General features: G+C 50.2%; 22 protein-coding genes. 17 read left to right on the top strand and 5 right to left on the bottom strand.

What is annotated here, in order from left to right:
- Nucleotides 1–70 precede the first annotated feature (70 nt).
- From Q0614_RS07685 to Q0614_RS07615, 15 genes are all read left to right on the top strand, one after another.
- A complete protein-coding gene (locus Q0614_RS07685; protein ID WP_298787775.1) occupies nt 71–1,624 on the top strand; it encodes a cyclic peptide export ABC transporter in 1,554 nt (517 codons plus the stop codon).
- A 280-nt stretch (nt 1,625–1,904) separates the two neighbouring features.
- Nucleotides 1,905–2,225, top strand: coding sequence for a c-type cytochrome (locus Q0614_RS07680; RefSeq protein WP_291936277.1), 321 nt, complete (start codon nt 1,905–1,907; stop codon nt 2,223–2,225).
- Between the two features lie 101 nt (nt 2,226–2,326).
- Nucleotides 2,327–3,118 carry a riboflavin synthase gene (locus tag Q0614_RS07675; protein ID WP_298787773.1) on the top strand — a complete coding sequence of 264 codons (792 nt, stop codon included), beginning with the start codon at nt 2,327–2,329 and terminating at the stop codon, nt 3,116–3,118.
- Between the two features lie 17 nt (nt 3,119–3,135).
- Nucleotides 3,136–3,870: a polyphenol oxidase family protein gene (locus Q0614_RS07670; protein WP_298787771.1), complete on the top strand. Its 735-nt coding sequence runs from the start codon at nt 3,136–3,138 to the stop codon at nt 3,868–3,870.
- Nucleotides 3,871–4,057: 187 nt separating this feature from the next.
- Nucleotides 4,058–5,197: a beta-aspartyl-peptidase gene (gene iadA, locus Q0614_RS07665; RefSeq protein WP_298787769.1), complete on the top strand. Its 1,140-nt coding sequence runs from the start codon at nt 4,058–4,060 to the stop codon at nt 5,195–5,197.
- Between the two features lie 280 nt (nt 5,198–5,477).
- Nucleotides 5,478–6,275 (top strand): 30S ribosomal protein S2, encoded by a 798-nt coding sequence (gene rpsB, locus Q0614_RS07660; RefSeq protein WP_297880676.1) that lies wholly within the window; start codon nt 5,478–5,480, stop codon nt 6,273–6,275.
- Nucleotides 6,275–7,339, top strand: coding sequence for a translation elongation factor Ts (gene tsf, locus Q0614_RS07655; RefSeq protein ID WP_298787768.1), 1,065 nt, complete (start codon nt 6,275–6,277; stop codon nt 7,337–7,339). The genes rpsB and tsf overlap by 1 nt, the downstream gene beginning before the upstream one ends.
- Before the next feature lie 2 nt (nt 7,340–7,341).
- Nucleotides 7,342–7,983 (top strand): ABC transporter ATP-binding protein, encoded by a 642-nt coding sequence (locus Q0614_RS07650; protein ID WP_295151561.1) that lies wholly within the window; start codon nt 7,342–7,344, stop codon nt 7,981–7,983.
- A gap of 57 nt (nt 7,984–8,040) precedes the next feature.
- Nucleotides 8,041–10,116, top strand: coding sequence for a hypothetical protein (locus tag Q0614_RS07645; RefSeq protein WP_298787766.1), 2,076 nt, complete (start codon nt 8,041–8,043; stop codon nt 10,114–10,116).
- A complete protein-coding gene (gene gmk, locus Q0614_RS07640; protein ID WP_298787764.1) occupies nt 10,116–10,730 on the top strand; it encodes a guanylate kinase in 615 nt (204 codons plus the stop codon). The genes Q0614_RS07645 and gmk overlap by 1 nt, the downstream gene beginning before the upstream one ends.
- Before the next feature lie 10 nt (nt 10,731–10,740).
- On the top strand, nt 10,741–10,950 hold the full coding sequence (locus Q0614_RS07635; RefSeq protein ID WP_297944621.1) for a twin-arginine translocase TatA/TatE family subunit: 210 nt from the start codon (nt 10,741–10,743) through the stop codon (nt 10,948–10,950).
- A 5-nt stretch (nt 10,951–10,955) separates the two neighbouring features.
- Nucleotides 10,956–12,752, top strand: a complete 1,797-nt coding sequence (argS, locus tag Q0614_RS07630) for an arginine--tRNA ligase (protein WP_298787763.1) — start codon at nt 10,956–10,958, stop codon at nt 12,750–12,752.
- Between the two features lie 499 nt (nt 12,753–13,251).
- The gene (locus Q0614_RS07625; protein WP_298787761.1) at nt 13,252–14,034 is read left to right on the top strand and encodes a tetratricopeptide repeat protein; all 783 of its coding nucleotides are present in this window, start codon (nt 13,252–13,254) and stop codon (nt 14,032–14,034) included.
- 480 nt (nt 14,035–14,514) lie between these two features.
- A complete protein-coding gene (locus Q0614_RS07620; RefSeq protein WP_298787759.1) occupies nt 14,515–14,943 on the top strand; it encodes a hypothetical protein in 429 nt (142 codons plus the stop codon).
- Between the two features lie 140 nt (nt 14,944–15,083).
- A complete protein-coding gene (locus Q0614_RS07615) occupies nt 15,084–16,064 on the top strand; it encodes a DUF3137 domain-containing protein (RefSeq protein WP_298787757.1) in 981 nt (326 codons plus the stop codon).
- Between the two features lie 210 nt (nt 16,065–16,274).
- On the opposite strand, the gene Q0614_RS07610 is transcribed toward Q0614_RS07615, so the two are convergent.
- From Q0614_RS07610 to Q0614_RS07595, 4 genes are all read right to left on the bottom strand, one after another.
- Nucleotides 16,275–16,406 carry a hypothetical protein gene (locus Q0614_RS07610; protein ID WP_298787755.1) on the bottom strand — a complete coding sequence of 44 codons (132 nt, stop codon included), beginning with the start codon at nt 16,404–16,406 and terminating at the stop codon, nt 16,275–16,277.
- A 214-nt stretch (nt 16,407–16,620) separates the two neighbouring features.
- Nucleotides 16,621–17,550 carry a DUF4299 family protein gene (locus Q0614_RS07605; protein ID WP_298787753.1) on the bottom strand — a complete coding sequence of 310 codons (930 nt, stop codon included), beginning with the start codon at nt 17,548–17,550 and terminating at the stop codon, nt 16,621–16,623.
- 143 nt (nt 17,551–17,693) lie between these two features.
- Nucleotides 17,694–18,503, bottom strand: coding sequence for an SMI1/KNR4 family protein (locus Q0614_RS07600; RefSeq protein ID WP_298787751.1), 810 nt, complete (start codon nt 18,501–18,503; stop codon nt 17,694–17,696).
- Between the two features lie 329 nt (nt 18,504–18,832).
- Entirely contained in the window at nt 18,833–19,555 is a 723-nt protein-coding gene (locus Q0614_RS07595; RefSeq protein WP_298787749.1) for a hypothetical protein, read from the bottom strand.
- Between the two features lie 256 nt (nt 19,556–19,811).
- Between Q0614_RS07595 and Q0614_RS07590 the strand changes: the two genes are divergently transcribed.
- The gene (locus Q0614_RS07590; RefSeq protein WP_298787747.1) at nt 19,812–20,450 is read left to right on the top strand and encodes a hypothetical protein; all 639 of its coding nucleotides are present in this window, start codon (nt 19,812–19,814) and stop codon (nt 20,448–20,450) included.
- A gap of 700 nt (nt 20,451–21,150) precedes the next feature.
- Here the strand turns inward: Q0614_RS07590 and proC are convergent.
- Entirely contained in the window at nt 21,151–22,128 is a 978-nt protein-coding gene (gene proC / locus Q0614_RS07585) for a pyrroline-5-carboxylate reductase (protein WP_298787745.1), read from the bottom strand.
- A gap of 137 nt (nt 22,129–22,265) precedes the next feature.
- On the opposite strand from proC, the gene ilvC reads away from it, so the two are divergent.
- Nucleotides 22,266–23,188 (top strand): ketol-acid reductoisomerase (gene ilvC, locus Q0614_RS07580; RefSeq protein ID WP_298787743.1); only part of this gene is annotated, 923 nt, incomplete at its 3' end.

Raw genomic sequence — 23,188 nt, 5'->3', positions numbered from 1 at the left:
GATTTAAAATTTAACCGTTTTTTCAAGCGAATTTTGCCACAATTGCGCTCAAATTTCATTGGGGCGAAAGATGAAAAAATATACCAAACAAATCCTCGCGATGCTCGCGCTAAACGCGATCTACAGCGGCTCGGGGATCTTGATTTTAAGCTTTATCAATAAATATCTACTTGACGGCGCCGAAAGAGGCGGGCGCATCATCGCGCTATTTTTCGCACTCTTGGCGCTATTTCTGCTGCTTTCGGTGCTAAGCCGTATCATGCTTTGCAAGATGGAAAACGACTTTGTATTCGATCTGCGCACCAAGATCATCAAGCAGATCATCGATACGAAGTTCGAGCGCATCGAGGCTGCGTCGAAGGCAAACCTGCTTGCGTCCCTTTCCAGTGATATTTCGCGCCTGACCGAGGGCTTTATGCGCATCTCCGAGCTTATTCAAGGCGCGATGATCGTGCTATTTTGCGGCGTCTACGTGCTATACATCGCGCCTATGATGTTTGCGTTTTTATTCGTTTGGATCGGCGCGCTGATGATTTTCAATCGTTTTTTGATGAAAAAGGTCATGCAAAATTACGATCTGTACCGCCAAAACGAGGACGTTTTGTATAAAAACTACGCCGCGGCGATCGAGGGGCACAAGGAGCTGTCGCTAAGCCTAGCCAAAGCAAAGAGCCTATACGAAAACGACTTTTTGCCCAACGCGCAAAATTTACGCCAAAGCTCGCTGCGAGCCGAGGTTTACGGCGCGTTTGCGAGTAATTTTATGAACGTGATGATGCTAGGCGCGGTGGGATTTGTGCTTTATTTTGGGCTTAGCGGCGGCAAAGCGGAGCTTGCAAACGCCGTAACGATCGCGCTTACGGTGCTTTTTTTGCGCGCGCCTTTGATGATGCTCATATTCTCGCTTCCTAGCGTGCTGCGCGCCAAGATTGCCTACGCAAAGATCAATGAGTTGGGCTTAGATCCATTCGTGCAGGGATTTGAGCTTGCGCAAATGCAGCCGTGGCGCAGCCTGGAGCTTAAAGACGTGGGCTTTTCGTATCCAGACGGGAAATTCGGCATCAAAGGGGTGAACTTACAGCTAAATGCGGGCGAGACGGTGTTTTTAATCGGCGAAAACGGCAGCGGAAAATCGACGCTTTTTATGATTTTAGCAGGCCTTTATACGCCGCAAGCCGGCGAAATTTTAACCGACGGTGCGGCTCTTAAACCCTCTGATCTGCGCGCCTACAGCAATAACATAAGCGCGGTTTTCAGCGATTTTTATCTCTTCGACTACGCTACGGGCGATGCGGACATCGCGCGCGAGTGGCTGGCGCTTACGCACCTGCAGGATAAGGTTGAGCTAAAGGGGACTAAATTTAGCACCACAAGCCTATCTAGCGGGCAGCGCAAGCGCCTAGCACTCGTAAGCGTGCTGATGGACGGGCGAAAATTTTTGATGCTCGATGAGTTTGCGGCGGATCTCGATCCGCAGTTTCGCGCGGAGTTTTACGAGCGGATTTTGCCCGAGCTGAAATCGCGCGGATACACGATCTTTGCGATCTCGCACGATGATAAATACTTCGGCGCCGCAGATAAAATTTATAAGATGCGAGGCGGCGAAATTTCGCGCATAAAGTAAAGTGGCTAAATTTTAAAATTCTACGCGAAATTTCGTGCTGGAATTTGGCGTCTAGATGAAATTCCGCCTTAGAATTTCGCTGCGAAATTTCTACGATTGAAATTTCAGCGGGAAGGTAAAATTCGCTTAAAATTTTACAGCATAAATTCCGCTTTGAGCCTCTACGCTAAAGTTTGCAGTAGATAGAATTTCGCCTCTTTAGCGCAAATTGCAAAAATTTAGCCGAAATTTACTAAATTTTGATTATACTGCACCCACAATTTAAAAAGAAAGGATAGGAATGAAAAAAGTTCTTATTGCATGTGCTGCGGTTGCGGCGTTTAGTTCGAGTGTATTCGCCGCTGACGGCGCTACTTTATATAAAAAATGCGTGGCCTGTCATGGAGCTAACGCCGAGAAGCCTTATCTTGGCGGCAAAGTACCTGCGCTAAACACCCTAAGTAAGGAAGATATTATCGCTAGCCTAAAAGGCTACAAAGACGGCAGTTTGGGCGAGGGCAAGGGAAAATTTGGAATGATGGGCGTTATGAAGGGTCAAGCAGCTTCACTTAACGACGAATCGATCGAAGCGCTAGCCGATTTCATCGTTTCTAAAAAATAATTTCAAACTTCATTCGGCGGGCTTCGCGCTCGCCGAGCTTCGCTTAATTTAAAATTTCAAAATTCTACGCTAATATCACGTAAAAATTCCAAAGGCTCATAATGTTTAACGGACTGATCAGAGAGATCGCGCAGGTCGCGAGCTTTAGCGGCGATTTGCTGCGACTGCGCGCGAGATACCGCCCCGCGCTCGGCGATAGCGTCGCGGTAAACGGCGCGTGCCTGAGCGTGACGCGGCTTTTTGCGGACGGATTTGCGGTGCAGCTTTCGAGCGAAACGGCGCGCGTCATCGCCGCACAAAACCTGCACGGCCCTGTGCATATCGAGCCTGCGATGCGGATTGGGGATCGCATAGACGGGCATTTGATCCAAGGGCATATCGATGCCGTGGGTGAAATTTATAAAATTTCAAAGCTTGCAAGCGGCGTCGATTTTTTTATCCGCGCGCCGTTTCATATAGCGCCGCTGCTAGCGCCGAAAGGCTCGGTAGCGATCGATGGCGTGAGCCTAACGATCAACGAAGTGCTTGAGGGCGGCGGAAATTTTATTCATAAAGACCGCAAAGGTTCGCACGACGCAAATTTTAGCAGCTCAAATTCCGTTCGCGATCCAAACTCCTTGGGCGCAAATTTAAAGAGCGAGGCGCAAAGCTGCGCCATTCGCCTTACGATCATCCCGCTCACGCTCAAAGATACGCTCTTTGGATCCTACAAAATCGGGCGCCGCGTAAATATCGAAACCGATCTGCTCGCGCGATACGTCGCGGCGCAGCTACGTTTTGCCGGCGGACAGCTCGTCGGTCTCGGCACTGTTGCGGCGCGCTACGCTAGCGCCGATGGCGAGCAAGACGGGCTTTCGTGGGACGCGGTAGATAAAATTTTGAGCCTGTATTAGGCGCCAAGTAACTTGCGATGGCTAAAATCGAAATTTGCAGAGAAAATCTTGAGTTTGTATTGGACGGACGCAGCGTGCTGGCGGGCTTTAGCGCGCGCGAAGGAGGCGTAAGCGGCGGAGCGTATGCGAGCTTAAATTTAGGGGATCACGTAGGCGACGATCCGCAAAACGTCGCGCAAAATCGTGAAATTTTAGCCTCTGCGCTCGGTATTGCGCCTCTAAATTTAAAATTTATGCGCCAGATCCACTCAAACCGCGTTGAAATTTTACGCGCAGGTAGCGATGAAATTCCGCCCTGCGACGGGCTTGTGACCGATCTGCACGGCTTGGCGTTGTGCGTGCTGGTAGCGGACTGCTCGCCCGTACTGATCGCAGACGAGCGGCGCGGAGTGGTTGCCGCAGTGCATGCGGGGCGCGCCGGCGTGATAGGGCGGATCTGCACCAATGCGATAAATTTGATGAGCGAGCGCTTCGGTTGCGTCGCTGCGGAGCTGAAGGTATTCGTGGGCGCGAATATCAAGGCGCGAAACTACGAACTTGGCGGGCTTGATCTGGGCGAGTTTGAGCGCTACAAAACGCAGGGGTGCTTTGATATGAACGCCGCGTTGCGCGACGAGCTCGCAGCTGCGGGGGTGCGAAACGTTAAATTTGATCCACGCTGCACTTTTGAGAGCGAGCGGTATTTTTCTTATCGCAGAGATAGCGTTACGGGGCGCTTCTGCGGCTTTGTGATGAATAAGTTATGCCGATGAAAAGCAAAGCAGGGTATGTAATTTCTCCGCGAGACTGCCGAAATTTCCCGAAACGCTATAAAATTTGACGTAGAGGCGCTGCAAAGCGAAACGGCGAAAAAGAGGTGAAATTGCGGCGTGACATCGCAGTCAAAATAAGCCAAAAAAGTAAATTTTACAATCAAAAACCCAAAGCAAAGGAGAAAATATGCTGTTACTTAAAAATGCCGATCTATACGCGCCAGAGCACGTTGGCAGGAGCGACGTTTTGCTCGGAGGCGGTAAAATTTTAGCCGTTTCTAGAGGGCTTGATTTTCGAGTCGATGGGCTTGAGGTTTACGACCTAGAGGGCAAAATTTTAGCGCCCGGACTCATCGATCAGCACGTGCACATCACGGGCGGCGGCGGCGAGGCGGGATATCATTCGCGCACGCCTGAAATAACGCTATCGCAAATCATCCGCTACGGCACGACGACGGTCGTAGGCACGCTAGGCACCGACGGGTGCACGAGGAGCCTGGAAAACCTCTACTCAAAGGCCAAGGCGCTCGAATACGAGGGTATCTCGACCTTTATCCATACGGGCTCTTACGCGCTGCCTAGCGTCACTTTTACGGGCTCCGTCACGCGCGATCTGGTGCTCATCGACAAGGTCATCGGCTGTAAGATCGCGATGAGCGACAACCGCGGCAGCTACCCGACCGCGCAGGAGCTCATTAAGACCCTGACGCAGATACGCATCGGCGGAATGATCTCGAAAAAAGGCGGCGTGCTGCATATGCACATGGGCGGTCTCGCGGATAAATTCGACCTGATTTTTAGCGTGATCAAGGATTATTCGTTCCCGATTAATTATTTCTCGCCGACGCACTGCGCGCGGACGAAGGAGCTCTTTGACGAGGCGATCAAATTTCAAAAAATGGGCGGCTACATCGACATCACGAGCGGCGGAAGTAAATTTGCCCCGCTTCACGAAGCTATCGCCTATGGTCTTGAAAACGGCTTAAATTTAGAGCGTCTAACGATGAGCTCGGACGGCAACGGCAGCGTGCCTAGATTTGACGAAAACGGCGCGCTAGTGGGCTACGGCTGCGCTTCGCGCGAGACGAATTTAGAGGTCATTCAGGCCTGCGTCAAAAATAAAATCCTAACCATCCCGCAAGCTCTAAGTATGATGGGCAAAAACGTCGCAAAATATCTAAATTTAAGCGGCAAAGGTGAGATAAAAGTAGGCTTTGACGCCGATTTTGCGGTATTTGACGAGGGGTTAAATTTAGATAGCGTGATCGCGAAAGGGGAGTTTTGCGTCAAAGAGGGCAAGCTCGTGAAAAAGGGATTTTTTGAGTGAAATTTGAAGCAGATGCCGCTTTTTAAATTCGGCGAATTTAAATTTGACGAATAATTTCGTTCGCGCCTCTTTCGACCACCTCATCTTTACGGCGCAAAATTTAACCGCGCTGAGGTTTGGATTATATTAAATTTAGCTTTAATTTAGCTATTTTTAAATATAATCTCAGCTTCAATTCACACACACCAATCCTAAAATTTGGTTGCGTTTGTTAAAAACAAATGTTAACGGGTGTGGAGGAGAAACCTAAATTTCGGGGCAACCCACAAGGAGAAAACTCATGGTAACAATGAGAGATTTGCTAGAGTGCGGCGTTCATTTCGGACACCAAACGCGCAGATGGAATCCGAAGATGAAAAAATTCATTTTCGGCGAGAGAAAAGGTATCTACATCATAGATCTACAAAAAACTATCCGCTACTTCCGCTACACTTATAATATCGTACGCGACGCGGCTGCCGAAGGCAAGACGATACTTTTCGTAGGCACCAAAAAACAAGCCGGCGCGACGCTAAAAGAGTACGCCGAAAAATGCGGCATGCCTTATGTAAGCCACAGATGGCTAGGCGGCATGCTGACGAATTTTTCTACTATCAAGCAATCGATCCGCAAGCTCGAAGTAATCGAGACTATGGAAGAGGACGGCTCGATAAATTTACTAACTAAAAAAGAGGCGCTAATGCTTCGCCGCAAAAAAGAGAAACTCGAGCTTTATCTAGGCGGCATTCGCAATATGAAGGGCTTACCGGATATGATCTTCGTTATCGACGTTGTAAAAGAAAAGATCGCCGTAGCGGAAGCTAATCGCCTAAAAATGCCGGTTATCGCGCCTTTGGATACGAACTGCGATCCAGACGTAGTCGATTTCCCGATACCCGGCAACGACGATGCGATCCGCTCGGTTCAGCTTTTCTGCCAAGAAATGGCAGAAGCGATCAACGAGGGCAAGGCGCTTCGCGATCAAGACGCAAGCGAGGATGTCGAGCAGAGCGAAGCCGTCAGCGATGAGGAGAAAGAGGAAGTCGTAGCCGAGGCGATGAGCGAAGAGGATTTTGACGTAAGCGAGGACGAAGAGTAATGGAAATCAGCGCGCAAATGGTAAAAGAGCTCCGCGAAAGCACCGGAGCGGGGATGATGGACTGCAAAAAGGCTTTGGTTGAAACAGACGGCGATATGGATAAGGCCGTCGATCTGCTTCGCGAAAAGGGTCTCGGAAAGGCTGCTAAAAAAGCCGACCGTCTAGCTAGCGAAGGCCTAGTGAGCGTCGAAGTGGGCGCGGATCATAAGATCGCCACGATAAGCGAGATAAATTCCGAAACCGACTTCGTAGCTAAAAATCAAAATTTTATAAATTTAGTTAAAAATACTACTCTACATATCCAAAGCAAGGGCATTAGCAGCATTGATGAGCTAAATTCCAGCATCATCGACGGTGTTAAATTTGATGAGCATCTAAAAAGCCAGATCGCTACGATCGGCGAAAATTTGGTCGTTAGAAGATTTGAGACGATTAAGGCGGGCGCAAACGGAGTAGTAAACGGCTACCTACACTCAAACGGTCGCGTAGGCGTCATCATCGCCGCAGCTTGCGACAGTGAGCGGACTGCAGAGGGTGCGAAGGAGCTTATAAAAAATCTCTGCATGCACGCAGCTGCTATGAAACCGCAGGTTATCAGCTATAAAGAGCTTGATCCCGATTTTATCGAGAAGGAATTTTTAGCTCTTAAAGGCGAGTTTGAGAAGGAAAATGAGGAGTTCGTGCGCTTGGGCAAACCGCTTCATAGGATCCCGCAGTTTGGCTCGCGCGCGCATCTAACGGACGAAATTTTAGCCAAAGAGATCGAAGTTTTAAAAGACGAGCTTCGCAAGCAAAATAAGCCTGAAAAAATTTGGGATAAAATTTTGCCGGGTCAGATCGATCGCTTCATCGCTGATAATACCCAGATTGATCAGCGCCTCACGCTGCTAGGGCAATTTTACGTGATGGACGATAAGAAAACTGTTGAGCAGGTGATCGACGAAGAAGCTAAAAAACTAGGCGGCAAGATCGAGATCGTAAAATACGTCCGCTTCGAAGTGGGCGAGGGTCTAGAGAAAAAGAGCGAAGACTTCGCAGCCGAAGTAGCGGCTCAAATCGGCTAAATATGGAACTTCTAAAGGGCGTAAATCTTACTCACGCGTATGATTATACGCTCTTTGAAAATGTAAGCTTAAGCGTTCAAGAGAGCGAGAGCATCGCTATTTTAGGCGTTAGCGGCTGCGGCAAATCGACTCTGCTTCATATTCTATGCACGCTTTTAAAGCCGAACTCGGGCGAAGTGATCTACGGCGGGCGCAGTATTTACGAGCTAAGCTCCGATGAGAGACTTAAAATTCGCCGTAACGACTTTGGCATAATATTTCAATCCCACTACCTTTTTAAGGGCTTTTCCTCTGGCGAAAATATCGAACTCGCCGCCAAACTTACGAATAATGCGATAGATGATGAAATTTTAAAAAAGCTTCAGATCGAACATACTTTAAAGCAAGGCGTGGGCGAGCTTAGCGGCGGACAGCAGCAGCGCGTGAGCATCGCTCGCATACTTTGCAAAAAGCCGCGCATAATCTTTGCCGACGAGCCTACTGGAAATTTAGACAAGGATACCGCAAACGAGGTCATGGACGTGATCTTTGATTACGTAAAATCCAGCCGTGGCGCACTCGTGCTCGTGACTCACGATGAGAATTTAGCGCAAAAATGCTGCAAAGTTTATCGCCTAAATAACCGAAATTTAGCGCAAATATAAGCAATTAATAACCAAAAATATCTTACAATAGCCCAAATTCTTTCTAAAAGGTCATAAATGAAAATTCTACTTGACAATCACAATGAGCAGGTTGCAAGTGTCGTAAATATTTGCTGCGAGCGCATCGGTGCGGACCTGGTAGCATATAGTGCAGACGAGAGTGAATATGATTTGACGATAAAAAATTATGAAGATGGCGATGATATTTCAAAATTTGATCTTAATAAAACGCTGTTTCTGACGCCTAAGAATGTCTCGGCCTCAGGAGCGCGATACACCCTTACAAAGCCTTTTTCGCCGCTTGAGCTCATTACGTTTATCAGCGAGTTTTCGGTTCAAAATATGAGCGTGCAGGCGAAAGAAAAAATGGCGAAAGAATTTGCCGATGCAAGCTCTGTGATGAAAGAGATCGATGCGATTGACCAGGCAAATTCCGCTTCGGGCAGTAATTTTGAAGAGCTTGTGGATAGCTTTTATGACTCCGGCAAGGATATACCGCTTTCGCAGCTGGCAAGCGACATAGCGCCCGAGATTGCAGATGATGTGCCACTTTCGCAGTTGGTAGGCGATATGCCGCGCACGGACGAGATCGCAGATGATATTCCGCTCTCGCAGCTTGCAGATGAAGCGGCTCTTGCGGACACCATCGCCGATGATACGCCGCTTAACGCCGTCGCAGAAAAGATTGCGGATAATATCGCAGATGATATGCCTCTAAACTTAGCTGCTAGCGATATCCCTGAGGATGTGCCGCTAAATAGTATCGGCACAAGCGAACCCGCCGAAAGTAATCACGCGCCTCAAGATGAAATTTCGCTCGCAAAGGATGACGCTCCGATAGCTCTAGCGGCGCTAGATGATGAAAATCCTAAGAATTCCAAAACGGATAAATCGCAGACAGAAGATGAAATTCCTGCCACACAGGCAAGCGAAACTTTACCGCTTGCGCAGCAAGACGAGCCGCAAAGAGCTGATAGCTCTAATGAAACTGCTGTTGAAAAAAAGGCAGACGCTGCGTCTAATCTAGAGGAAGCGAAAGACTCTGCGGATGTTACGCTTAAACAGCATGAATCAGACGGCTTATTTGCCTATAAAACAGATGAAAAAAATTCTGCCTCGCAAGTAGTGCAAGATGCAGCTGGCGTGCCTGTTAACAGTGGATTTGATATGGATTTTTCTAGGCTTTTCGATAGTGCTGGCATGCCCGTGGAGGAGTTTGGCGGATATGATAATTTCGCTGCGGATGCGTTTGCTTCCGATGAAAAAGAGGATAAAAAATCTGCGCATGATAAAAATGAAGCGGCTACGGATTTTCAAAAAACGCAAATTTCGTCTCAATACGAGGTCGCTTCAGATACGCCGATTGCGTTAGCGGGTGCGGGCGATGATATACCTCGTGAAAATCTTTATAACGCCGTTCCGTTTCAAAGCATGGAATTTACCGGCGGACTTGCACAGAATACGCCTATGTCTGCTCATAATGAAGCATGGAATTCAATTGGCGCAAATTTCGCAGCTTCTACAAATTCTAGCAATACCGGGACTACAAATTCTACTCCTGCGCCGAATTTTTCGGAGCTAAACTTACCGCACATATTAGATGCCTCAGATTTACCGAAGCAAAGCGAGCAAGCCAATAGCGTTGCTAGCGGGTTTGCGGACGGATTTTTGCGCTCTATGGAGGGCGATTTTGCAAACTCGTTTGCCGCAAACTCTGCGGATAGAGAGCAATTTAAATCCGGCAAGCCCGCAAAGAGCGCCGCGCAGCAGATAAAATTTAATGCTTCAAAGCCTTCGGAGCGCACCGAATTTAAAGCGCATAAATTCGGCGCGTCTGAGCAGGTAAATGAGATGAAATTTGGCGCGCAAGCTATGCCGAATGAGCTTGCCGCTTCGGCTGCGGCGGAGTTTGCCAGCCTTATGGCAAGCGAGTTGGAGCATAGCGCCAAAAGCGAGCCGCTGCGTAACGAGTATAGCAAAAAACCGAGCGCCGAGGAGCTGAAAACCAAACTGCGCGATGATCTGGAAGCGGGCATCGCAAGTACGATCGAGAGATTTGCGGGTAGCAAGGACGCCAAAGACGCGCTGAAGGACTTTAAGATCAATATTGACATATCGTTTGGAGATAGATAGTGAAAGGCAAAATTTTGCTCGTCTCCGGTCCAAGCGGTAGCGGCAAAAGCACGCTTATAAAGCGTCTTATCACAGAATTTGGCGAGCAGATATACTTCTCGATCTCCTCTACGACGCGTGAAATGCGTGCGGGCGAAGCGGATGGTGTGAATTATCACTTCATAAGCGAGAGCGAGTTTCGCGCAGGTATTGAGCGCGGGGAGTTTTTAGAGTGGGCGTTGGTCCACGGCAAATACTATGGTACTTCGCTAAAAGCTGCTACGACCGAGCTTGAGCGGGGCAAGATCGTGATTTTTGACATCGATGTGCAAGGATATGAGATCGTGCGTAGCAAAGTGCCTAAAAGCGAGCTTACTAGCGTATTTATTACTACGCCGAGCTTGTCGGAGCTTAGAGATAGGTTGCGCGCTCGCGGCGATAATGATCCTGCCGATATTGCTTTACGCCTGCAAAACGCGCAAGAGGAGATGGAGCGCCTAGGCGAGTATGATTATTTCATAATAAACGACCGCCTGGAAGCGGCGTATGAAAATTTAAGATCAATCTACAAAACTATCAAACTAGAAACGGCGAGCCGCGACATAGGCAAGCTAATCGAAATTTGGAAAATTTAAAGGAGAAAAAATGGGCGTAAGCGTTCAACAACTGCTAATTATCTTAGCGATTATTGTGTTACTTTTCGGAGCTAAAAAAATTCCCGAGCTCGCAAAGGGCGTAGGTAAGGGCATTAAGACCTTCAAAAAAGAGATGGAGGACGATACGCCTGAGAAGGTCGAGAAAAAGGCAGAGGAAGAGATCAAAGACGCCGAAATCAGCGATACTAAAAAGGCGTAAAGGATTTGAAAAATTTAGTCTTAAATGAAATTTTTAAAATTTTATCTCGCAAAGTCGTTTTAGAAAAACCCAAAGATAAAAGTTTGGCTCATTACGCCTCGCCCGAGGCTTTCGCGCTGGCTAAGGAGCTGCGAAAGGCGCCAAAGCTTATCGCCGAGGAGCTTGCAGCTAAATTTAAAGATAGCGAAATTCTAAGTGCTACGGCGGTGAACGGCTATCTAAATTTTCATCTAAAGCCCGCCGTGTTGGGCGCTCTTGCTAAAAATGCTCTTAGCTTGGGCTGTGATTTTGCAAAAAACGACGCCGAGCTCGGACGTGGAATTTTACCGGCTTCGGAAAAGATTTGTGCGAGTGAGCCTGCTAGCAAAGGCTCCGCTGCAAATCTGGCTGCGAGCGGTAATGACGTTGCTAAATCACAGAATTCCGCCGCTAGGCAAAATTTTATTTCGCAGAATTCCGAGGAGGCGTCAAATTCTGTCTTAGCGTCAAATTGCGATGAAGCGCAGAATTCCGCCGCTATGCCGCAAAAAATTCTGCTCGAATATATCAGCGCCAATCCGACCGGTCCGCTTCATATCGGGCATGTGCGCGGCGCCGTTTACGGCGATACGTTCGCGCGCATCGGAGGCTATCTGGGGCACCGCGTCGATACGGAGTACTACATCAACGACGCGGGCAATCAGATCGAGCTTTTGGGCGCTTCGATCGCGCTTCGTGCGCGCGAGCTCGCGGGCGAGGACGTGAGCTACCCCGAGAAATACTACCGCGGCGAGTATATCGACGAGATCATCCCTCTTGCGCGCGCCGAGCTCGGCGATGAAATTTTCCGCGACGAATCGCGCGTTTTGATCCTTGCGGAGTTTGCTAAGGACGAAGTGCTAAAGATCATCCAAAAAGATCTCGCAGACGCGGGCATTTATATCCAAAACTGGGCCAGCGAAAAGAGCCTCTACGGCGAGCTTGAGCCAACGATTAGGAAGCTTGAGCGCAGCGGCAAGATGTATGAGGCGGAGGGTAAAATTTGGATCCGCTCATCGCAGCTCGGCGACGAAAAGGATCGCGTCGTCATCCGCGAGGATGCGCGTCCGACCTATCTTGCGGGCGACATCGTCTATCACAACAACAAATTTGAGCGCGGATATGAGCGCTGCATCAACATCTGGGGAGCCGATCACCACGGCTACATCGCGCGATTAAAGGCCGCCGTGCATTTTCTGGGCTACGACGAAAGCAGGCTCGAGATCATCCTAATGCAAATGGTAAATTTGCTCAAAGACGGGCAGACCTACAAGATGAGCAAGCGCGCGGGCAACGCGATTTTGATGAGCGACGTGCTCGCCGCGATCGGCAGGGACGCGATGCGATTTATCTTCATCAGCAAAAAGGGCGAGACGCCGCTTGAGTTCGACGTGGACGAGCTCGCGCGCGAGGACAGCAGCAATCCGATCTTTTACATCAACTACGCCCACGCGCGGGTCAATCAAATTTTTACCAAAGCGGGCAAACGCGAGGCGGACGTCTTGGGCGCGGACTTCTGCGCGCTGGATGAAGCGGGGCTCGGCCTAGCTTTTGCGGCGCTTGGCTTGAATGAAATTTTAAACGACGCATTTAATTCGCGCGGCTTGCAGAAGTTGCCCGATTTCCTAAAGGCGCTCGCGGCGGACTTTCACAAATACTACAACGAAAACCGCGTCGTAGGCAGCGAGAACGAGGATGCGAAACTCAAGCTGTTTGCGCTCGTGGCGCTTAGTATCCGCACGGCGTTTGCTCTGATGGGCCTAAGCGCTAAAGAAAAAATGTAGCCGCGCAGGCTACATTCGCGCCGATAGCCTAAATCTCACGAACGAAATTTATGATTTAAAATACAAAGCGAAATTTTACGGCGGGATTTCTGCTGCGAAATTTTATGTTTTGCTTTTTGCTTCTGGCTTTGTCGCAAAATTTTGTAGCGGAATTTAGGATGAAATTTTATCGCGAAATTTGATTTAAAATTCTATCGCTATGAAATTTTAAAGTTAGTTCTAAATTTGCGGCTCGTAAAATTTCAATTTTAGAATTTCGCGGGCTGTTTCGCGGTATTGCTGCAGCGCCTGGCGCGGTTCGTAAAATTTAAAATTTGGCTGCAAATTTACAGCTTGCGGAATTTTGAAATTTTAAAATTTTGCGGCGCGGAAGCCCTGGGCAAATTTTAAAGCAGGGCTTTAAGGCGGTAGAATTCCATCTGCGAAATTTACTCGGACGGGATTTGCCTGCAAGACCGCTCCTTAAGCCCCGCGGCGCATCGCCGCAAAAAGGATAGATATGAGAAAGATCATCGACATAGCGGCGCTTTCGATTGCCGTTTGCATCTTGGTTATGGTGCTTTTTTGGCCGTCACCCGTTTTATCGTTTAAGTGCTACCGCGGCGATGGCGTAAGCTGCGCGCAGCTGGGGCGCGACAAGCTCTCCCACGGAGATTACGACGGCGCCAAGCTCGCTCTTGCTAAAGCTTGCGAGGCGGGTGAGAAAGATAGCTGCTTTGATTTGGGTGCCCTATACGACGGCGAGGGCAATGCGACGCAAGCGGGCGTATTTTATGCCGCAGCGTGCGATAAAAACGTCGCCATAGCTTGCCACAAGCTAGGCAACCTATATCAGCGAGGGCGCCTAACCAGGGACTTCGTTGCCGCCATGCAGCGCTACGCTAGGGCTTGCGATTTGGGCTATGCCAAAAGCTGTCACAATGCGGGCGTGGTCTATTTCACGGGCGGTTTTGGGCTCGCGGCGGATCAGGCAAAGGCGGTAAGCTTTTTCGAGCGAGGTTGCGACGGAGGGCTAGCGGACAGCTGCTATAACGCCGGCGTTGCGTATGATAAGGGCCTCGGCGCGCCGCAGGATCGCGACAAGGCGGAGAAGCTTTACACTAAATCCTGTGAACTGGGCTATGGCGACGCCTGCAATAATTTAGGCTATTTATATGTGAGCAAGGGGGATCTGCGCGGATTTTCCAAGGGGCTTGGATGGGTCAAAAAGGGCTGCGACGCGGGCAATAAAAAATCCTGCCAGCTCTACGAATTCATGAAAGAGCAAATTTTAAAGAAGTAGGCGCTTGGTAGCCCGGCGCACATTTGCCGATTTGCACTGCCTGCCGTGCACACGCCGTCTGCTTTGTATTGCTCGCCGTCCGCCGTATGTCGTATGGCGTCCGTCGTGCACTGTCTGCCTTGCGCTGCCTGTTTGCGCTGCTCGTTGCGAAATATCGGTTTTGTGATGACTTCTGCGATATTGCCGCGACGGGTTTGTGAGCTTTTGTAGCGCGCGCAATTTCGCCGAGATTTTACGACATGCGAAATTCAGTAAGACGCAATAGCCAGTGCATGCGATTAGCTAAATTTAGCGGCGAGCTTTACTTGAAATTCTATCGCTATGAAATTTTAAGGCTTAGCTCTAAATTCAGGACTTGCAGAATCTCAACTTTAAAATTTTACGGACAGCGCTGCGAGCAAGGCATAAATTTTGATTTTAAAATTTTACGGCGCGGGATTTAGCGCGGAAGCAAAGCGCGAAGCTGTTTGAGGAGGCAAATTGGAATATGAAATCACGGGCGAGGTTCGAAATCTCCGCGTCCACGCTGCAAGAGGAAATAGCAAAATTTGGGTATTTTTCGAGATAGACGGCGTGAAACTGCGCGGCGAGTTTAACGATATCCCCGTAGAGGAGGGCGAGCCTGCGCGCGCGTATTTCATCCGCGGAGGATATGCGGGCAGCTACGTGATCACTCGAGTTCAGGTGGTGCGCAAACCAAGCCCTTTGCGCCGCAAGCTGGGGATCGCGACCGCCGTGTGCACGCTTGGCTTCGGCGCGGCGCTGTGGATTGTAGGCTTTGGGATTTTAAACGTCGGCGGGAGAGGCTATCTAATTAATTTTGTCTGTGTTGCCGCCGCAGGATTTGGGGTGCTGAAAGAGGGCGCGGGCAATCTGAGAGCGTGGCTAAATCAGCGCACGTCCGAGTAGATCGCCGCCGCGGCGTAAATTTCATAAATTTAATCCACCGAATAAAATTTACTCGCGCCGCCGTATCTTTGCAGCGTAAATTTTGCTAAAATTCGCTCCATGCGCGAAATCCGCTGCGCAAATTTAGAAAAAGGTAAAATTTGAATATAAACGAAGCAATAGTTGCCACCGCCAAAAAGCAAAAAGAGTGCCGGCTAGCATTTGCAAAGTATCTGTTTTTGGGAATTTTATTTATAATAGCGCTGCCCGTAGGCGGCGGATTTGCCGTAGGGCATCTTTTTGAAAATCGCCTTGCACCGCTATTTTTCATCATTATCTATATTCCGTTTTTTCTCGCCGCGCTAATGGCTAACGCAAGCCGAGTGATCGACGAGCTGGGGGATTACAAAGCGTTTTATAAAGACGTTTTCGTCCGCGCCGCCATCCGCGGGGTAGATCCAAATTTTAACTACGATCCGAATGCCGGCATCAGCCGTAAAGAATTTCGCAAAATCGGCATCTATTCGCCCGATGAGTTTCGCGCCGAAGACCAAATCAGCGGCATTTATAACGGCGTCAAATTTAACCTCAGCGAAGCGATCCGCATCCCAAACGGCGCGACGCTGGAGCTAAGCGACTCGGCGGCGCTAAATTTGCTATCCGCGATAGTCTTTGCGTGGTCGACGATGAAGGATATGCAGGCGTTCAGCGGCTCGGTTTTGGTATGCGAGTTTTACAAGAAATTTAGCGGGCAAACGATAGTCGCGAGCCGCACGTTAAATACTAAATTTATAGGCGAAAAAGAACAGATGGACGACGTGTTTTTTAGTAAAGAATTTCGGGTCTTTGCGGACGATAAAGTAGAGGCTAGGTATCTTTTGACGCCCGCGTTTATGGAGCGCCTGCGAGAGCTAAAGGAAAAATTCGCGGGGAAAATGGGGCTGAGCGCAGCGTTTATGGATGATAAGCTTTATCTGTTTTTAAACGGAGCGAAAAATAAGTTTGAAACAACGCTCTTTTCGCCGCCGCCGAGCTTAGAGGACGCTGCAGGGATCAAAAATGAAATTTTAGAGCTTTTGCGGGTCATAGATGAGCTAAGCTTGAACCCAGATTTAAGTAGGGCGGCGATTTTGGCCGATTAACGCGCGACGCTATTTATCGGCTAAAATTTACTTGCGCTGCGCCAGGATCGCCGTTATTCTCTGCCGCCGACCAAGATCCGCTACGGCTTGGATCGCTCATTTTCGCTACCGACCGGGGCGCGCTTAAGCAGCTCCTGTTCGCGAGCGAATAATCTGCAAAATTTCTCCCAGTCGTGCAGATAGACGAGCCTGTGCTCTTTGCCGCTTTCGTCAATGTATATGCCCTGCGGAACCCATCTTTTGCCAGTAGTCGAAAAACGGTAGCGCCTCGATGTCCTCTTGCAGCACGCCGAGCATCCCGTCGTTATCGTAAATTTTTAGATCGTAGCAGGTCTTTTTCATTTTAACCTTTCTAAATTTTACCGCGACGGAATTTTATCGTGATGGAATTCTTAAATTTGCATCGCGATAAAATTCCGCCTTTTAGAATTTTGCCCGCCGCGAAATTTACCGCAAATTCCGCTGCTTTGGATTTGCAGCGTTAAGCTTCGATGGCTTTAAATTTTGCGGCGTCAACCCTCGATAAAATTCTGTAGAATTTCACCGCAAGTAAAATTTAGCCCGCCAGCGCCTTTAGCTGATTGACGTTTAGCCCGTCAACCAAAATATAGCTCGCATCGATGAAGCGGTAGTTTCGCTTCGGCAGCCGCACGATAAACTCGCCATATTCCAGCTCGGCGATGGCGCGGTAGTTACCTGCGTCGTTTTCGTCGCCCTCGATGCCTATGAGCGCGATCTGCCAGCGCGCGACGTCGCTATTTTTCAGCATCTCTGCATTTTGCCACTCCACAAACGGCTTGTAGGGCAGGATAGTGGGCAGGTCCTGCGTGAGCGCGTATGAGCCCATTATCGTGCCGTCATCCCCATTTCGGTAAAACCTCTGATGCGCGCTGTAAGCGTCGAGGTACTGCACCTCGGTTAGCCGCTTACTAAACTCGGCGGCGGGGTTGTATGAGGCTAAAATTTCATCCATCATCGCGCGGTTTATCGCAAAAGGCCTCTCTACTCCGTAGCAAAAATTTACCTCCGTATCGCCGTTTAAGTGCTGATCTATCGAATGTAGTCCCGCCGCTATATCGCGCTCGTAGTCGAATTCCTCTATCGTGTCGTGGGTATAAATTTCGCCGTTTTCATCCGCGATCTCGCTTTGCAGCTGCTTAGATAACGCTTGCAGATATGAGATCGCCAAAACCCAATCAAATACTGTCGCTGGCGTATTTACGCGCACGGCGTAGCTTTGCCGCTCCTCGTCATATCTTAGCTCCATCCCGCGCCCGCTCTTGCCCCGCACGCCCAAAATCAAGCACTCCTGCTCGCTCAAAGGCGATTTTAAAAACGCCCTTTCATCGAAATCCTCGGCGCTCTCGTCTATGCCAAATACCGATAGATCGGGCAGGAGATCCAATGCCTTGCCTACGCTCATGGCGTCCGAATACCCCATAAATAGCGGGCGCTTTTTGTTTTTGATGCGAAATTCTACGCTCACCCTTTTCTCCTTTGTTAAATTGGCAAAATTATAGCGAAATTTTACCCGCCGCGGCGAGCTAAATTTACGCGCGTAAGTCCGCATTGCTGGTTGCACAAGCGTGCGCCGCAGCCCGCACAAAACTCACTAATAATCGCAAAAGCTTACGCGCCGACCGCGTCTTTTAGGCTCTGTGCGCACAAGCCCGCATCCTTTAGCTCGCGCAAAATTTCATCCATCAGCTCCTCTTTGAAAATGTCCAGTATCATCGCGCTGCCGTCCAGCTCAGCATAGCGCAGGGCGAGTTCGCTAAAGTTTTTAAGCTCTTTAAACCGTCGCTCGCCCCGCCTGGCAAATCCGAGCCGAACCTCGTTCGGGCTAAGGCTCAGCACGCCGCCTTCGCGAGCGAAATTATACACGCTAAAGCCGTAAAGTTGCGGATCGGCGACTCTAGCACGCACGCTCAAAATTTCCTCCAGCCGCGCCTTCGTGCCGTCTAGATCGAGCTCTGTTTGCAGCGCGATCTTGCCGCCCGTGTCGAGCCGCAAAAGCGCCAAAAACGAAGCGAAATCCTGCACGATGATGCTCTGCTCGTCGCACTCGACGTCGATGTAGGCGACCGCAGGCTCCTCGCTCGCGCGGTAGTCCAGGCACAGATACCAATGCCCGTCGCCGCTGAAGGGCACCAGCCCGTCAAGCTCGAAGCTCACACACTCGCGCTCCTCGCCCCAGCTAAAGCGCGTAAGCGACGGATACGCCTCGCCGATGCCGCTGACGGCGTCCAGCGGATAGCCCTCTAGCTCGTAGCGCAGGTAGCCGCCATTTTGCACGCTCAGCATCATGACTAGCTCGCGCGGCAGGGCGCGTCCTAGCTCCTCTTCTGCGGTTCGCAGCGCCTCGGGCGTGAGTGGATCTTGTAGATAGGGCAGGTAGATCGGCCTGCGCCAGATGTTTGCAAGCTGGTTTGCATTCATTTTCGCTCCTTTAAATTTACAGGTTAAAATTTCAAGCGCGCCTTAAATTTCAAGCTCAAAGCCGAAATCTTGAGCTATAAAATTTTAAAATTTTACGGCGTCGAATTTTTCACGGCCCGCCCGCTGTATTTGGCGCGTCTGCAACTATTTGGCTCGTCTCTCGGCGACTTAAATTTAACCTAGATCGGACATGCCGCCGTTAAAATTTAATCCACATCGAGCGGACTCAAAGCCGTACGCAGATAAAATTCCATCGTAAATTTACTCGCTCCCGGCGTCCGTTTGAAACGGCGGAATTTTGCGGGCGAGCTAAATTTATCTTCGCGCGCCTAATCGAAATCATAATACAGGCTCCACGCGCCGCTTTGCGGGTTTTTAGCAAACATCAAGCTGCCGCCGTCAATGACGTTAAAGCCCGCCTTTTCGTCGCTTGAGATCTGGAAAACAAACTGAAAACCCTCGTCGAAGCTCACTCCTGACTGGCAAAAAGAGGGGTAGCCGCCGAGCTTCGTGCAGTTGTGATACTCTAGCCCAGCCGTGACGTCGGAATAATAGAGCCCGACTGACCTTTTAAGCTCTAAAATTTCATGCACGACGTCAGGCTCCAGCCCGCCGCCGTCCCAGCTCGCGACGTCGTCCGCGGCAAATTTTGGCTGCAAAGGAAAGGGCCTTATCTGCGAGCGCGGATTTGCAAGCTCCTTTATGACGAGCTCAGCCTCGTTTTTATACTCGCGGATCGCCCATAGGCCGTCCATATTCTCATCAAATTTGCCGATGAGATCCTGCGAGATGAAGACCGCAAGCAGCTTGACGCCGTCCAAGACCTGCGGCACGTAGGGTAGCGCGGGCAGGTAAAACTGCGCCAGAGGGAGCATCGGCGCGCCGTTTTGATCCACAGACAGCTCCTCGTCCGCCGCGCACGCAAGCACGCGGCCGATCCAACACTCATCGATCGCGCCTCGCGGTCTCACTCCGCCCGTCTGAAAATAGGTGATTTCGCGCGCGATCTTGCGCTGCAGCTCCTTAATCTTTTCTTGCAGATCCGTTTGCATTCGCGTCCTTTTCGGTTGAAATTTTGGCGCTTTTGTGAAATTATAGCGTAAATTTTACCCGCCGCCGCGAGCTAAATTTGCGTTTGCCGTTTGCGATGGCTTGCGTATTTTGCGCACGCCCGCGCGCCTATTTTGTGCTCGTGCGTCGTGAGCCCGGACTTTCGGTACCAAACTTACGAAAAGTAAGCTTAAAGCTTTTTGAGAGTAAAATTTAAGTGGGTCGCATAGGCGGTAAATTTAATCAAAAGGAGCGAAAATGACGAAAGATCAGTGCTGCGTCCTAAAGCATTTGACGGCGGGCGAGACGGGCGGTTTTGGGAAAACGGGCGAGATGAATGATGGCGAGTTTTTGGATGCGCTTATCGGAAAAGGGCTTGTTTGGATGCTTGACTGGGCCGGCGAGGACGAGACGGGCGATGTGGGCAAATTTATCAGCTCTAGACTTGATGCGCTGCAAAGCGGCGTGTCACTAGAGTGCGATAAAATTTACGCAAAGCTCGAAAAAGAAGCAAAAAAAGAGGGTTTCGAGCGCGGCGATGCGAGCCTATTTTTGATGAATGAGTTTCAAAAGGCGCTAAAGAAGAGCGATTTTAGGCTCTTTACTTTGGATCTTCATAGTGATGCCTACTATCTGCTCGTCGCGCACAAGGACGCCGAGAAAGATTTTAAAAAGCTAGGCAAGCGCGAGGAGCTATTTTGGGATATCGCGCCGTGGGGCAAGCGCCGCAAAAGGCAGATCCTTTACGTCATAAACTGCGAGTGCGGCGAGATGTCCGCGTGGCAGCTGGATGCGGACGAGCCCTCTCCTAGAGATGAGGTTTGCGAGGTTTGTGGGCGGGTGCTTTTCGACGCAGACGGCAACGCGATGCAGCCTTTGGAGAAGGAATTTATCTGATCTTGCTTATCGCGGCTTTGCGTGCGAAGTTTTGGCCGGATGAAAGTCAAATTTTATTGCGCAGATTGACAGGATTTGGAGCATAGGTTTGGTTTGCGGCTCGGCGGCGAAGCGCAGTTTAAATTTAAGGCTCGCTTAGGCGGCGGAATATGTTTTGATGCGGCTCGCTCTGGTAGTAAAATACGCTTCTGCGCGGCTAGTTTCGGTTTTCTATTCACGTGAGCGACGAAATTTTACAGTTTGCGTTTGTATCTCGCAAGACCGCAGCGTAGGACGCACTCTTTTAGCGCTTGCATTCCACTTTTACGTTTTTGTTTCTCAAGTTCGCAGTCGCGGACGTATCCGTTCATGTTGCGCTAAATTTTGATTTTAATGGTTGTGGACGCCAAGCCTGCTCCACTAAAAATCAAAATTTAGCTCTGTTGCGATCACTAAATTTATAATCCTGTAAATTTAAAATTTTAATCGTAAAATTTTGACCTAAAATTTCCAAAGTCACTAAATTTTAAAATTTAAATGCAATACGAGCTTGCCGGCTCGCTTATCATAAGGCTCGCAAATTCTGCCGCAACCGAAGCGACGAACTCATTCGATAAGGATAAGACAAAATTTTAGCTAGAGCGCCCGCACAGAATTCCGATATTAGCGCGACTGCGAAAGTGCTATGTTTGAAATCCGAAACCGACGAGGTGCGACGAGGCTAGCCGCGAGCTTTGGCGATGCACGCCTCGATCGCCGCCATCACCGCTGCGCGAAACCCAGCCGCCTCCAGTGCCGCCAGCCCCTCTATCGTCGTGCCCGCAGGCGAGCAGACCGCGTCTTTGAGCTCCGATGGGCGCCTGCCGCTTTGTAGCAGACGCGCCGTGCCCTCTACCGCCGCCGCTACCGCGTCGTAGCACAGCGCCCGCGGCAATCCGCCCCGCACGCCCGCATCCGCCGCAGCCTCGATAAAGGCGCACACATACGCAGGCAGGCTGCCCGCAATCCCCGTAAATGCGGCAAAACCCGCCTCGTCTATTTCGTAGAATTTGCCGATTTTGGCGGCTAGCGCTCGTACGATCTCCCGACTGGCCTCATCAAAATACTCGCCGTAGCACAGCGCCGTAGCCGACACGCCGATACCCGCAGCGACGTTTGGCATCGCGCGAGCCACGAAAACGTCCGCACCTACGATATTTTGGGCGCACTCCAGCTTGAAATTCGGCGCCAAAAGAAGCAGGATTTTGCCCGCGAGCTCGGGCGCGATCAGGTGCAAAATCCCCTCGTAACTGGCGGGCTTGGTCGCGAGCACGATTATATCCGCAGCGTGTGCCAGCTGCGTCTCGCCCTCTAAAATCTGCACGCCGTAGCGCTTGCGTAAGGTTTCGTTTTTGCTTCTAGCATAAGCTAGGACTTGAAGCTTCGTATCGGAGGCGGGCTGCGCGTAGGCGGGATCACGTTCGCGGCTCGCAAAATTCTGCTCTAAATTTGCGGAATTCTGCCCGCAAGCCGCAAAGCTTTGAGTATCGGGCATAGAATTTTGCCCGTCGTGCGCGGAATTTTCTCCGCTCGCCGTGCAATTTTCTTTATCCTCTGTAAAATTTTCTCCGCGCGCCGTGCAATCTCGCCCGCCCGCTGCGCAAAGTGCGGCGATCATCGCCTCGCCCATATTTCCGCCGCCGATAAATCCCACTTTCATTTTCGCTCCTTTTAAAGCTAAATTATGCCTCAATGATAGCTCAAAATTTCTTTATCCGCCCTTGCGGCGCGCGGTTTATCTACGTAAAAGCAAATTTTAGCTACAATCTCGCCTAAATTTTTAAAAAAGGATGCGTTATGGCAATAAACGTTTTTTACGACAAAGATTGTGATTTGAGCCTCATCAAGGCTAAAAAGGTCGCTATGATCGGCTTTGGCTCGCAGGGACACGCTCACGCCGAAAATTTGCGAGATAGCGGCGTAGAGGTCATCGTAGGCCTCAAAAAGGGCGGCGCGAGCTGGAGCAAGGCCGAGGCAAAGGGCTTTAAGGTAATGAGCGTCGGCGAAGCTACGAAAGCCGCGGACGTCGTAATGATCCTAACGCCCGATGAGTTTCAAGGCGACATTTTCAAAGCGGAGATAGAGCCGAGCTTAAGCGAGGGCAACGCGATCGCGTTCGCGCACGGCTTCAATATCCACTTCGGACAGATTGTTCCTCCAAAGGGCGTCGACTGCATTATGATCGCTCCGAAAGCTCCCGGCCACACTGTTCGCAACGAGTTTGTAAGCGGCGGCGGAGTGCCTATGCTGATCGCTGTTTCGCAAAACGAAAGCGGCAGAGCCAAAGAGCTTGCTCTAAGCTATGCAAGCGCGATCGGCGGCGGCCGCACCGGCATCATCGAAACGACCTTCAAAGCAGAAACCGAGACCGATCTTTTCGGCGAGCAGGCTGTACTTTGCGGCGGACTTTGCGCGCTCATCAACGCAGGCTTTGAGACCCTCGTCGAGGCTGGATATGAGCCTGAGATGGCGTATTTTGAGTGCCAGCACGAGATGAAGCTGATCGTGGATCTCATCTATCAAGGCGGCATGGCAGATATGCGCTACTCGATCTCAAACACCGCAGAATACGGCGATTACGTAAGCGGCAACCGCGTCGTAAACGAAAGCAGCAAAGCGGCGATGAAAGAGGTGCTAAAAGAGATCCAAAACGGCAAATTTGCAAAAGACTTCATCCTTGAGCGCAAGGCGGGCTACGTGCGAATGAACGCCGAGCGCAA

Source organism: uncultured Campylobacter sp. (genome assembly GCF_937997595.1).
Classification (GTDB): domain Bacteria; phylum Campylobacterota; class Campylobacteria; order Campylobacterales; family Campylobacteraceae; genus Campylobacter_B.
The sequence above is the reverse complement of the archived record's forward strand: the minus strand, read 5'-3'. Positions and strand labels throughout refer to the sequence as shown.